This is a genomic window from Bacteroides sp. MSK.20.12 (assembly GCF_019052435.1).
GTDB lineage: Bacteria > Bacteroidota > Bacteroidia > Bacteroidales > Bacteroidaceae > Bacteroides > Bacteroides xylanisolvens.
Genome location: NZ_JAHQVH010000044.1, coordinates 38,245 through 51,822, shown reverse-complemented (window position 1 = coordinate 51,822; position 13,578 = coordinate 38,245). Strand labels below are relative to the sequence as shown.

Here is a 13,578-nt window from a genome sequence, read left to right as displayed (position 1 = left end):
ATAGCCAAAAATAATTACTATTGGACGGAGAAATATAAGGAGATGGATTTTATAGCTAATGGAGAAATTGCAGTTGTCCGGCGTGTTCGTCGAACTCGTGAAATATATGGTTTTCGTTTTGCCGAAGTTACTCTCCGCTTTCCTGATCAGAATGATTTTGAATTGGATGCGAATCTATTATTAGACACTTTACATTCGGACTCACCTGCATTGCCGAAAGAAGACAATGACCGATTGTTCTATACGGTACTTGAGGATTATATAGATATTCCAAACAAAAGAGACCGGATGAAAAAGATGAAAGCCGATCCGCATTACAATGCTTTGCAGGTGAAATATGCATACGCAATAACCTGTCATAAAGCGCAAGGCGGACAGTGGCAGAATGTGTTTTTAGATCAGGGGTATATGACAGATGAGTATTTGACTCCGGATTATTTCCGGTGGTTGTATACAGCTTTTACTCGGGCGACAAAGACACTGTATTTGGTGAATTACCCGAAAGAGCAGGTGGAATAGTTTTGTTTTTTGAATGACTCTTAATCTTTATATGATTTAGAGTTTTAAGGTTACATTGATTATATAATCAGTTGATTTCAATATTGTTGGATTCAAAAAGGTCTTTGAGTACTGGTTGTGGTTTGTTTATAGATGAAAAGAGTATTTTAAGATAAGAGCTAGCATTAGATAAAAATAGATAGCAATAATCCCTTTATTTGACTCTATTCACAGATTTGGAAAGAGTAAATAAAGGGATTCTCTATAAATTATTTCTCTATATATTAATTATTTGTAAACAATAGTAGTTGCATCATTCTTAGTTAACTTTGGTATCACTTGACCAGTCTTTAAATAAAGAGTCTTAATTTTGCTGCTACGATTGGCGTTTAAGTTTGTTAATGCTGGACATTCCGAAGCATCAATTGATGTAACATTATCATAACTTGCATACCAGGAAACAAGACTTAAATCCAAAGACTCAAGTTTACTACTGATGACTTTAAGACTTTCTGCCTCCGAATAAACATAGCTACCTCCTGCATTGAAACTAGTAATTGGATTATCTCCCAAATTATACTCTTCACAAATAGTAGGGCTATTAAATGTGAGTGATGATACCTTATGTAAACCTGAAATATCAAGCTTTTTCATGTTTGAACAATAACCTAAACGTAATGAAGTCAGGTTAGGGAAATACTCTATTCCGGTTAGATCTTTAATCTGGTTAGAGTATGAGGTGTTAGAGAATGAAGTTGCGTTTAATCCTTCTTCAAGAATAATACATTTGGTATCATCAATAGGGAGAGCCCAACCGTTAGATATACAAAGTGCTCGAAGAACGGCATCTGGAATTTCCACAGGGCTGGCGTCCGGATCTTTTTGAACAATAGCAATATCTTTTGCTAATGTACCACTGGTTTGGGCAATATGAATTGTACCTCCACGCGAAGCTGGTGATGCGGATAGTTTATAAGTAACAGTAACCGTAGTCAAACCATCATCACCTTTTTGTGGTTCGGAAATTGATTGATCAGTGATCCAATCCTTCCCTTTTGTTATGGAAATAGCGTAATTGACGTTGTATTTCACTTTTAAAGAGATAGTGCGTGCTGTTAGATCATATGTTAAAGTGTTACTTTCGGTGATAATTGCATCTGTTTGTTTTTGATTAATATCTACATTGACACTCTCAGTAACGAGTGGGCTTGAGATTGTAATTTTTGTACTACGATCTTTATATGTCTTGTTCTCGGCAGCAGTGAATGATAAAGTTACTTTACCGCCGAATTCATTACGTCTATCAAATGTCAGCCATTCTTCACCACCGTCACTATATGTTATCGTTGGGTCGGCCACATTGGTATTAAGTTGAATTCTCACAGTACTTTTTTCTTTAGTAATAGAAAGAGCTTCGTCAGAAAGTAAATCCATTATATATGCAGGTTGAGACTCTACTTGTAGTGGCACAACTGAAGAACCTGTGAAAAACTTGAAGGTTGCAGTACGCTTTTCATCTAATTTGTTAGGATCGATGGTAAAAGTAACTACATCACCATCTTTACCTGAAGTTATTGACGGATGTGCCCAATCACATATTCCTGACAACCGCCAGTTATCGGAGCTTGTTACAGTAACTGTAGCATCCCCTCCATTTTTATCCACTTGGAGTATATTGGTCGATAGTGAGATTGTTGAATTACCATTATTGATTGATTCATCATCATCAGAACAACCCCATAGTAGGAGGGATACCGATAACACTATCATTAAATTCTTAAATAATTTCATATCTATTCTTTTTAAGGTAAAATATACATTAATCAGTTAATAGCTTCACGTTCTGTACTATTCTTTTTATAATAGTAACTTGGATAAACTAATGTTTCATCGTACAAACCTTTACAAACGGATTGGCATCTATATACTTGTGAACCATATAATGATGGGTCAAGTGCGAAGAACATGTAGTATCCATAACCAGCTTCTTTTCTAGAACGCGCTGTAGATTCACTTGAGTTGCCACTGCCTCGTCTTAGTTCTATTGACATACCAGCACACTGTTTCAATGTCATACCGGTACCTGGCCCAGCAGCACCACCATAGTCAGCTACAGCATAATCGCAATACTGACCAGGTTCGATACCATCGATAACTTGGAGACTACTTGAATACATGTTGCCAAGGTTATAGAGCGAGACAATTTTTTCCGGCATGACAGCTTTACATTCATACATTAATCGTGAACCTGCATAAGCTGATGGGCTTGCAAGCCAGGGGTTTGAAAGGTCTGGTGAGTTCGAATATTCGTCATCGAAAGCGACGCCGTCCAGATTATAAGCACGGCAATAAGCTGCCAGTTCCCGGGCGAATTCCCTAGCTCCCATATCCGAAAGTTGAGCGACACCAGCTTCGTCATGATTACCAAGGATGCTGATAATAATTTTCATACCAGCTTTACGCAATGGTTGTAGATACTTATCATTATTGTCGAGCAAGAATTGAACATTTTCATTGTTCGCTAAATATACTCGTTGTTTCTCTGGATCCCAATTGATATTAGCAGCAAAAAGTACGATATGGTCGAAAAAATATTTACCACTTTCAGTCAGAAACTCAAGGGCATTGAGCGGGTTAGTATCATTAACTTCGAAATAAAGAACTGTTTGTACCGCATCTTCTCCTTTGTTAGTATTAGGTTTGTTGCGATAATCTTGAACGAGAAGCACCATATGCTTGGACGTTTCAGTAAATGTTACTCCTTCAGTAGAAGATGTTACTGTCAAAGGTACTATGTAGGTTTTATCCTCTTCCATTCCATCAAACGTAGTCAGTGTAACTTTCACGCTTGGGGTAACTTTATCATCTGGGGCAAGTACAAAAGTACCATTATTTGCGATTTTCACATTAGCGGCAGGAAACACTTCGAAATCCGTTTCATGGATAGTGTTGTATATAGCTGCATATGATTCCTCGACAGCTATTTGAACATCTACTCCTTTTTGAGGTAGTTTAGAAAGACGGAATACCACATTAGTGCTATATTCATTATTTCGGAGCTCGATTACCGAACTGTTTTTATTCGTATTTTCGTCCAATAATAATCCGCTCAGTTGAGTCGATGCCAAATAAGAAGATTCATCTATCTTGTTTCCTATTTCAATGTCTTCCTCACAAGATGTGAAGGTTGCCATAGTGAACATTACCACTGGCAGGAAAGCATATTTGATATTGTTTATCATATTCATATTCAATTCTTAGTTAAATGATTTATTATTGAGGCAATGAAACAGATTCCCATTTAGGTTCTTTTTCGATTGTCAAATCATAGCCACTCACGCTGTAATCTTTAGCTACTGTACCCGAACCTTCGTCGAATTTCCAATATGCAATGAGCCCTTCCGATTCAGGTTCTATTGTGTAGAAGTGATTTGTTGCCTGAATTTCTTCTGCTGTTAATGCACGATTCCAGATTCGTACTTCGGAAACGACGCCATCAAAATAGCGGTCATCTTTATAGGAATAACCTACCCAGAAACAACGTGAGCCGTCTTCCTCATTGGTATGTTTAGCACCAAGACTAACAGAACTCTTTCCCGTTGAACCGGAAAGCTTTTCTACGCCATTGATATATACTTTGACATTACCTTTATTGAATGCGACAGCTACATGATACCACTTGCCACTTTCAAGTTGAAGGTCTGCGCTTGTACAATTGTTAACAGAAGTAGCTACTTGAAGTTGGTTATTCGGAATGGTTGCGTCACCGATACGGAGCAAATAATTGCTTTCGATACCCATCAACGTGTTCAGAGTATTAGGGAATGAATTGGCCTTGAACAGTATCTCCATCGTATTCTCCGTTAGATTATTGAATTTGGAGTCATTCTTGAAGTCCGGATAAGCACGATTACGACTGATATTACATACCACATTAATAAGTGATGCTCCGCGGAATACATAATAATATGTCTTAGCACTTTGCAAAACGCCGATTCCTTCCACTGATTTAATAGTGACTGGAAGCACATAAGTGGTTTTGATATCAAGTTCTCCTGTATTAATGAATTCAATAGGCAATTCTGGACTAACTATACTACCTGATTTGATGGTAGTCGAAGTTTCTGGCATTGAATAATGTTCTTCAGAAAGAAGTACTGCAGTTTCATCGTAATATGCCAGTTTATAAGTTGATAAAAGTTCGGGAGCAGGTGACATAGTCACTTTGATATCATGTTCTTCAGGCTTTGCTATGGCTACTGAAAGACCAGTTTCTACATTTGTATCACCAGCTTTGAACAGTATTTCCTTAGTAAAGTTCGATGCCGAAATGAAGAGTTTATTGTCATAATGCTGTTCATTTTCATCGTTGTTCTGGCAACCGGCAAGAATTATTGAGAAACCGGCAAGAGCTGTAAATATTAAATTGTTTAATTTCATAAGGCAGTTTTTTATTTAACGGTTGGACTCAATATACTTATAGCTTCTTTTAAGGTTGGGTATACATTGCTGGCATTAAAATAGTCTTTTTCCGCTGCATCAATTGAAATTCCAGCTTTGGTGTAGTCAGGCGTCTTTGCCACTGCCCATTGAGCAGCTCCAATGATGGCAGATGAGCCATCTCCGAGTTCACCATTGTAACTCCCCGAATTGGTAAGATAAGGCGTTGTTACTCCCATGATGAAGCGGTCGGTTGGTACGTTTTTTGCTGATGCCATGAGTATGAGATAAGACATCTCGTATTGGTTTTTTGCTCCATGCGCATTGACAATGATGTATTTACAATCAGAAAGCAGACTTTTACCAATAACGTTCTGCGGGTAACCTTTGAAAAGCAAGTCCTTATTAGTATTCGCAACTTTCCAGTTAGCTACCGCGTCAAAGAATGCTCCTTGACGTGCTGTTTCAGCGGCAATTTCATTCTCTTCAACAAGCGAATTGAGGTCGAAGCCTGTATAATTCACTACAATTCCATCTACATCTAAAGCGTTACTTGCGGCGATTTGTTTAGTGACCTCACTTTTGCAGTATTCAATAAAACGTGTTGCATCGTCGACAGTCTCTTCTCCTTCTTCTCCATTTTCTGTTTCATCAGATTCGGGATTAGGTACAGCGTTGGCTGCTTCTTCTTCAAGAATCTTTTTCCATGCACTTTCTATAGCATCGAAATCAACTAATCCCAATACTTTTGTACCCAATCGACGTACTTCCTTCATCTCAGATATATTTGCCTGATTTACTTCCATTGTATTGTTTAGACAAATATAGTCGAGACTGTCAGGCATATCAGTAAGATGTTGACTGCGTGAGGTTGTTACAGTACTTACATTATTAACTGAAACAATTACTACCTGATGGTCTGTTGCTTTAAAGTTGTTGAGAGATTCCAGGTATTGAGCATAAAGTTCCGGATTTTGTTCCTCCATAGAAGGAGTATGTATATTGATGCTTTCTGGATCTGTCCAGTCAGAACACGAGAACTGCATCATAGAACATGCCAGCATTACAGGCATGAGATATTTTATTTTTCTTCTCATATATGCTATAATTAAGGTAATTTTATTTGTATAATTTAATATACTAAGTACTTGGTATATATTTTTATTTTTTGTTACTCATTGGTTGATTTATTTACAGTCCCACCATACGTGAGTTGCCATCGTATCTCCTCTTTTAGTCTTGGACTCTTGTGTCAATGTCGCAACTGCTGCTTCTACGCTTTCTCTATTTTCACGATATTCATCAGTTGGATATGGCATGCGTCGTGCACCTTCCGCATCATTAACAATTCCTCCACTTGCATTTGCTGCCATTGGCATTAATTTAGGATAGCCTGTACGACGGTACTCAGTCCATGATTCCATACCATTTGGAAAGTTTGCAATCCATTTTTGAGTAATAATCTGTTCTAAGCTTTTTTCAAAATCACCTCCAGACCATGCCACAGTTACATTTGTATTAATAGCTCCAGAGTAATCATAAGTTTGGGCACTTTGTCCTTTCAGTGGATCTTTATATGCTTCTACTTTTCCCGTACTTGCAAGATAATTTTCGACTCCACTGGTAATTCCGTTTTCTTCAAACGACAAACGGATTCCTTCCTCATAGAAGTCTTTAGCTGTTCCTCCCATGTTCCAGTTACGAAGAGCTCCTTCAGCACGCAAGAAAGCGACTTCTGATGCACGGAACACAACTATATTATCACTCGTAGTGACTTTCATACAAGAAGAGCCTTGTGACCAGGAGTTATATTGTCCTTGCAGAATACCCCGACGTAAACCTACATAACTTTCTTCTCCAGTATATGCATTTCCCGACACGGTGCCAAAAGTACTTTTATCATAATATGCTTCGCGACGAGGATCGTTGTATGCATTCATGTAGCAGGTTAAATCCGCTGAAATTCGTGCATCTGACCATAGTACCATAAAACGTTGCCATGGATTATGATCGGCAACTTTACGATAAGCGCCATCAGTTGCAGCAGTCATAACACCTGCTGCTACAGCTTCTTCAGCCAATTGCTGTGATGTTTTTCCATTCACGTTAAATCCTGCTACATAGCAAGTACGCATCGCCATTCTTAGCTTCAAAGAGTTGGCAAACTTATACCATGCTGATGTATTGCCATTATAAATTCTATCAGCACTTGAGCTGAAGCTTTGGTTGCCAAACTTTCCTAATACTGTAATAATATTATCCAAATCTTCTAGCATTTTGGCATAGACAGCTTGCTGAGAATCATAAGGGGATTTGATCGCATTAGCTGCACCTACTTTTGAATAAGGGATGGGACCATATGTATCTGTTACACGTAACATTACGACGATACGATATAACTCGGCCAACGATAAGAAAAGTTCATCATCGCTTTGATTTTTCAAATTGAAGTAATCAGGATAAAACTTTGAATAAAAATCATTGAATGGAATTTTTTTCCAATCGTCTGAAGGATTATAAGTTGCGTAACGACCAGACCAACCTGTACCCAAATTGGAGTCTGCTACATATCCCGAAAATGCTCCTGCCATCAAACAGTCTACATATTGAGAAAAGTTCTCTTGTTCTGGCATCATCAAATCTTGTAAATTAAGAGCTAATGATCTTACCAAATACCAATCTACTCCCATGTCATTTTGGTCTGGTTCATGAGGATTTTTATTGTAATCTTCAAAGTTTCCTGTACATGCAGTTGCACCGAAAAGAAACATACCAGTGACTATAAACTGTATTATTGTATTTTTCTTCATCTTTTCCGTTTTTAGAATTTAAGTTTCAAATTGAATCCTACGCTACGAAGGCTAGGCATCATAAAGTAATCAATTCCCTGGTAATAGTTACCTGTAGTGGCTACAGATTCAGGATCGAAAGGAGCCTTGCAATAAATCATCCACAAGTTACGACCTACCAGCGAAAGAGTGATATCCATAATATTTTTCAATTTCTTTCTTGGGATAGTGTAGCTGACAGAAGCTTCTTGCAGACGTAAATTGGTAGCACTATAAGTGTAATATTGAGGAATACCGCTGTCGGCACCAACCACTGTATACCACTTTTGCGCGTCAATCATATCGTTGCCGTTTATCACGACTCCACCATTATCACGAGCTGCTGCTGTAGCTTCGGATACACCATAGGAGTCAAGAACGGCTTGAGTCGCAGAGTAAACGACTCCTCCCAAACGGGCAGTAAGAAGGAAGCCAAGTCCCCAGTTACCATATTGAAAGTCATTGCGCCATGCCATATTAGCTTTTGGAAAAACAGATCCTAAATAAATATCATCAGCTTTGTCATTCACTGCTACATTTCCATCGGCATTTACATAAATCTTATTATTTGAATCTCGAAGCAAGTCAGACTGTGAGTAGAGATCACCTAAAGATCCACCTACTTTTAGAATGAACCGTGCCTTTGATAAACCACCTACATCCATACGGTCTTTTGTTATTTCTTCACCGGTTACAGGGTTTATGTAACCATCAATCAGGCTTAAAATCTTGTTTTTATTGGCACTGAATGTGTAGTTAGAACTCCATGAAAACTTGTTCCATGTATTCTTGTAACCAAGTGAAAGTTCTACACCACGGTTACGTACGTTACCAGTCTGCGCATAGAATGTACTATAGCCTCCTGTTGGAGAAAGCTTTGCATCCATGGTTTGATTGTAAGTCTTGGTATTATAGAATGAAACATCAAAATTGAAATGTTTAAGGAAACGTGCAGTAAGACCTACTTCCCAAGAATCTGTACGTTCCGGTTTTAAATCATACAATGGATATGCAGACTGAGAAGAGTATGCTCCTGTTGAAGTATTCCATGAAAAAGTTGGATAAGCAAGGAAGCGTCCAAATGGTAGACCTACGGATGCCCAAGAAGCACGTAGTTTTAAGTATGAAATACTTTCAGGTAATTTGAAAAGTTCAGACAAAACAACAGAGCCTCCTACTGACGGGTAGAAAAAAGAAGACTGTTTTGAGTTCGGTCCCGCTAATTGACTTGGCCAATCATTACGTCCGGTAAGAGTCAAGTAGTAAGTACTTCTATAACCAACTTCTGCAGATGCAAATATAGATTGTGTTTGTTCACGATAACCAGTTTCTTCACGTTTCCCAGTTTCTTTATCCAATTGAGCAACTGTGAAAAAGTTAGGAAGTCCATTCGCTGCAATTGGTCCACTAACGGCAAGAGCTTCAGAACGATTGTCTGAATAAGATGCTCCGATATTAGCTGTTAAACTCCAATCCTCGCCAAATGTTTTATTTATATTCAACAATAAGTCTGCATATGTTTGCTTGTCACGAGTGTTTGTTACACCATAAAAACCATTTTCACCTTCAGCAATAGTTGCGATGGTAGAGGCATAGTATTTTTGTGTATATGTGTTGTATGAATTATCTAGACGTACACGTCCAGCTACGTTCAACCAACTTAGAATATCGTAACTTAAAGCTGCACTCAACATATAACGATCTTTGTCATTTTCACGCAAGTTACGATAATTAATCCAGTAAGGATTTTGCAAACGGAACGATCCTCCTCCTTGAGGCCAATATTGCGTATACATATTACGCTCTAAATCATAACGTTCGTACATTTTGTAATCTTCCCAGTCATTTCCACGCGGAAACAGGTAAGCGGAAGACAGTGGGTTTGCATAAATACCTTGATTCACCATATTACGGTCTTTCTGCATAATATATTGAGCGCCAACATCCAGTTTCATCTTATCTTCTAGGAAAAGAGTAGTGTTACGGAATGTAAAGTTATAGCGGTCGTATTTGTTATTTGGAATAATGCCACGCGAATTAACGGCTGCGGCAGAAAGATATGTCTGATTGTGTTCTGTACCAGTAGAAAGTGTTACAGATTCTGTTCCAATAAGCCCAGTCTGAAAATAATCACTTGCAGGATCGTATCCGCGGTAATTAGCTTCGTTCAATCTTTTACCCCAACTAGCATCTGTTCCAGAAGTTCCATAGCGATTCTGAAACTGTGGCATGACGAATGGAGATAACATTTCTGTATTACTAGATACGGTCAAGGCTACACGACCCACTTTCCCTTTTTTGGTTGTAATCACAATAGCACCATTAGATGCATTGCTACCATACAATGCGGCAGCAGCGGCACCAGACAAAACTGACATTGATTCAATGTCATCTGGGTTTATATCAGCTATAGCTTCTGTAGAGCCTTGCGATTGCATCTCTTCAGAACCACCAGAAGCGCTCAGGTTATACATTGGAATACCGTCGATAACATAAAGAGCATTAGACGATTGTTCGATCCCCCTGGAACCACGCATAACAACTTTACTTGCACCACCAATACCAGAAGAAGAAGAGTTGATATTTAAACCCGCAACCTTTCCGTTCAGTGAATTAATAAAGTTCGCATCTTTTACAGCTAAAGCTGATTCTGCATCGACCTGTGTGACATTATAACTCAAAGCTTTCTCCGAACGCTTAATGCCCAAAGCTGTAACAACCACCTCGTCAATCACTTGGGTGTCATCCATCATCGTAATATTAATGGCTGTCTGTCCTTTCAAAGGAATTTCTTGTGTCTTATATCCGATATAAGAATAAACAATAACTGGGTTATTGCTTTTTGTCATAATTTTGTAGTTACCATCCAAATCGGTAATAGCTCCGTCTGTTGTTCCTTTCACTAAAATGCTAACACCAATCAATGGTTCTCCTTTAGCATCTACAACTTGTCCGGTTATAGTACGTTCTTTCCCGCTTTGTTGTTGTAGCGAATTAGAGTTTTCTTTTTCCGATAAATAAATTATATTCTCTTCTATTTTATAAGAGATATCTTTATTTTTCAAAAGTGTGTTTAAAACTTGCTCTAAAGAAGCATCTTTTACTTTTAAAGGTTCAACTGTGACAGTTGATAGCTTGTCATTGTAGAAAAATTGGTACTTTGATTGTGATTGAATTTGTTTAATTACAGTTCCTAAAGTTGTACGGGGAGTTGATAAGGTCAACTGTGCCGCAGCCCATTGTACAGGAACTGCTATCAACAAAAGAATCAATAAAGCTCGAAATAACTTCGACTTTCGAAGCGAATGTTTGCTTTCCATACATTTAATTTAATGGTTATACATTTTATTAAACTCAAAAAGAAGAGTGTCGACTTTCCCTCCCTTTGTTAATAAAACAATGCTAATATAATAAACACTTAGTCCATTTTCTCTTTTTTTTTGAAAAAAGTAAGAAATATCTGATATCTCCTTGAATAACCTATATTTAGAATTTACCAAGTACTTAGAGAACTTGGATGAAAATAATGTGATTAAAATCTTTAAGTGATAATATATATGAAAAGAATAGTAAAAAACAGTTTGTTTACAACAATATTGATGGTGTGGGGGATGATGTATTCCTCATGCGAAGGCTGGACAGACCCAGAAAGCATTAACATCCATTACCCTACATTTGAAGAGCAAAACCCGCAACTGTATGCTGACTATATCAGAGATCTGAAACGCTACAAGGATGGAGAACATAAGTTAGTCTTTGTCTCTTTTGACAATCCGGAAACTAATCCAATCAATCAAACCGAACGTCTCACCGCTATACTGGACAGTGTGGATTTTATCTGTTTGAATAATCCAGAAAAGCTCTCGTCTGAAACACAAGCCGAAATGGTAAAAATACGCGAGAAGAATATCCGCACGCTTTCCTGCATTAATTATGAGAGTTTAGAACAAGAATGGAACAATAAGGCAAAAGATAATTCCGAATTGACGGAAGAAGATGCACAAAGGTATCTGAATGAACGTACGGATGCTATGCTGGTTCTATGTGACAATTATGGATATGATGGTATCCTAATTGACTATACAGGACTTTCAATGGTGGGTATGCAAGAAGATGTGTTACAACAATACAAGGCACGTCAGCAAAACTTCTTCAGCAGAGTGTTGGATTGGCGGATTAAGCATACCGACAAAACATTGGTTTTTTACGGTTATGTGCAGTATTTAGCTCCCGAAAACATGGATATGCTGGATAAATACAATCATCTGATACTGAAAACCGCTTCTTCCAAAAACATGGAGGATCTGACATTAAATGTTTTTATGGCTATTCAAGCAGGCATAGACGTAGCAGGAACGAATGTGGATCTTGTTCCAAAAGATCGTTTTATTGCCTGTACACAGTTTCCTCAACAGGAAGATAAGGATATGATAATTGGTTATTGGGATACACGGGATGCAAATGGAAATAAAGTATTGGCTGCACAAGGTACAGCTCAATGGATTGTACAGGCATCACCAGATTATACCCGCACTGGTATTTTTATCATCAATATCCAAAAGGATTATTACAATAATACTTACGGAACAGTACGTGAAACTATTCATATAATGAATCCTAACAAATAGAAATACAATATGAAATTGCATATTTATCAATTAGCATTTATAGCACTTACTGCATTTACGGTAAGCAGCTGCAAGAATACGGATATTAATGATGAACATCATTATGACAATAAGCTTTATATAAGCTCGGTACCCGTAACTGAAGATTTACTGATTAAAGAAGATGTATTGTTTGACAGTCGTAAAATTACTTATCGGCTTGCTGCTCCTGTCGACAACGAAATCCAAGTCAGCTTTGATGCCAAACCATCTTTAGCAGCTACCTACAATCTAAGTTATGGGGATAATGCTACAGCACTTCCCGAAGCGTTTTATGATATTCCTGTGAAAAATGTTACGATTCAACCCGGAGGAATTTCTGGAGATGATATCATCGTGAATTTCGTTAATTTGAATCAATTGGACGACTCAAGACGTTATGTGTTGCCTGTTACAATCACAAATGTAACTGGAATTGGACTTCTAGAGAGTGCCCGTACCACTTATTTTATTATTAAAGGCGCTGCTCTTATTAATGTTGTAGCTAATATTAAGGAAAATTATTTCCCGATCAACTGGAATAGTAATGTAAGTAAGATGACTACTATTACAGTAGAAGCATTGGTACGAAGTGATGACTGGGTGGCCAAACGTGATAATGCACTAAGTTCTGTTTTTGGAATAGAAGGTAATTTCCTTATACGTATCGGTGATGGTGACCGTCCACGTGATCAACTTCAGGCATTTGTGCCAGGTGGAAGTTTTCCTCCAGCAAATCACGCACCAGGTATTGGACTTCCGGTAGACGAATGGGTACACATAGCTGTTGTGTATAACACTGTCAATAAAAACCGAATCTATTACAAGAATGGTGTGGCGGTGTATAAAGACCAGTCAGCAAATAGTACGGTTAATTTAACTAAGAATTGCTATATAGGTCGTTCTTTTGATGGTACCCGCTGGCTTCCGGGAGAAATTTCAGAGGTTCGTATTTGGAGCGTAGAAAGAACTGCAGAGCAAATTGCAGATAATCCTTATAAAGTAAATCCTGCCAGTGAAGGACTTGTAGCCTACTGGAAATTTAATGAGGGGTCTGGAAAGGTTGTTATAGATCGTACTGGCAATGGAAATGATATCACAGCGAGTAAAGATCCGATATGGGTTCCTGTAGAACTTCCTCAAATATATTAATCCTTTTAATTAAA

9 protein-coding genes are annotated in these 13,578 nt (G+C 38.0%); 3 read left to right on the top strand and 6 right to left on the bottom strand.

The features are described 5' to 3' along the window. The coding region (locus KTR06_RS19350) for an ATP-binding domain-containing protein (protein ID WP_217290716.1) at window positions 1-519 on the top strand (519 nt) is incomplete at its 5' end. 267 nt (window positions 520-786) lie between these two features. On the opposite strand, the gene KTR06_RS19345 is transcribed toward KTR06_RS19350, so the two are convergent. The 6 genes from KTR06_RS19345 to KTR06_RS19320 form a co-directional block, all read right to left on the bottom strand. Then, entirely contained in the window at window positions 787-2,289 is a 1,503-nt protein-coding gene (locus KTR06_RS19345) for a BACON domain-containing protein (RefSeq protein ID WP_120067213.1), read from the bottom strand. Between the two features lie 32 nt (window positions 2,290-2,321). Beyond that, window positions 2,322-3,746 carry a BT_3987 domain-containing protein gene (locus tag KTR06_RS19340; RefSeq protein WP_120067212.1) on the bottom strand — a complete coding sequence of 475 codons (1,425 nt, stop codon included), beginning with the start codon at window positions 3,744-3,746 and terminating at the stop codon, window positions 2,322-2,324. A 25-nt stretch (window positions 3,747-3,771) separates the two neighbouring features. Then, a complete protein-coding gene (locus KTR06_RS19335) occupies window positions 3,772-4,938 on the bottom strand; it encodes a DUF1735 and LamG domain-containing protein (RefSeq protein WP_004301367.1) in 1,167 nt (388 codons plus the stop codon). Between the two features lie 11 nt (window positions 4,939-4,949). After that, complete coding sequence (locus tag KTR06_RS19330) at window positions 4,950-6,035, bottom strand: glycoside hydrolase family 18 (protein WP_004323633.1); 1,086 nt, start codon at window positions 6,033-6,035, stop codon at window positions 4,950-4,952. A 90-nt stretch (window positions 6,036-6,125) separates the two neighbouring features. Next, on the bottom strand, window positions 6,126-7,748 hold the full coding sequence (locus KTR06_RS19325) for a SusD/RagB family nutrient-binding outer membrane lipoprotein (RefSeq protein ID WP_004323634.1): 1,623 nt from the start codon (window positions 7,746-7,748) through the stop codon (window positions 6,126-6,128). Window positions 7,749-7,759: 11 nt separating this feature from the next. Then, window positions 7,760-11,086, bottom strand: coding sequence for a TonB-dependent receptor (locus KTR06_RS19320; RefSeq protein WP_117685350.1), 3,327 nt, complete (start codon window positions 11,084-11,086; stop codon window positions 7,760-7,762). A gap of 237 nt (window positions 11,087-11,323) precedes the next feature. Between KTR06_RS19320 and KTR06_RS19315 the strand changes: the two genes are divergently transcribed. Beyond that, window positions 11,324-12,394, top strand: coding sequence for a glycoside hydrolase family 18 (locus KTR06_RS19315; RefSeq protein WP_120067211.1), 1,071 nt, complete (start codon window positions 11,324-11,326; stop codon window positions 12,392-12,394). A gap of 9 nt (window positions 12,395-12,403) precedes the next feature. Then, complete coding sequence (locus KTR06_RS19310; protein WP_120067210.1) at window positions 12,404-13,564, top strand: DUF1735 and LamG domain-containing protein; 1,161 nt, start codon at window positions 12,404-12,406, stop codon at window positions 13,562-13,564. The last annotated feature ends 14 nt before the right edge of the window (window positions 13,565-13,578 follow it).

What these genes read in the sequence shown, in the direction of transcription:
- KTR06_RS19345 (WP_120067213.1), bottom strand. Translation starts at nt 2,289, where the DNA reads ATGAAATTATTTAAGAATTTAATGATAGTGTTATCGGTATCCCTCCTA.
- KTR06_RS19340 (WP_120067212.1), bottom strand. Translation starts at nt 3,746, where the DNA reads ATGAATATGATAAACAATATCAAATATGCTTTCCTGCCAGTGGTAATG.
- KTR06_RS19335 (WP_004301367.1), bottom strand. Translation starts at nt 4,938, where the DNA reads ATGAAATTAAACAATTTAATATTTACAGCTCTTGCCGGTTTCTCAATA.
- KTR06_RS19330 (WP_004323633.1), bottom strand. Translation starts at nt 6,035, where the DNA reads ATGAGAAGAAAAATAAAATATCTCATGCCTGTAATGCTGGCATGTTCT.
- KTR06_RS19325 (WP_004323634.1), bottom strand. Translation starts at nt 7,748, where the DNA reads ATGAAGAAAAATACAATAATACAGTTTATAGTCACTGGTATGTTTCTT.
- KTR06_RS19320 (WP_117685350.1), bottom strand. Translation starts at nt 11,086, where the DNA reads ATGGAAAGCAAACATTCGCTTCGAAAGTCGAAGTTATTTCGAGCTTTA.
- KTR06_RS19315 (WP_120067211.1), top strand. Translation starts at nt 11,324, where the DNA reads ATGAAAAGAATAGTAAAAAACAGTTTGTTTACAACAATATTGATGGTG.
- KTR06_RS19310 (WP_120067210.1), top strand. Translation starts at nt 12,404, where the DNA reads ATGAAATTGCATATTTATCAATTAGCATTTATAGCACTTACTGCATTT.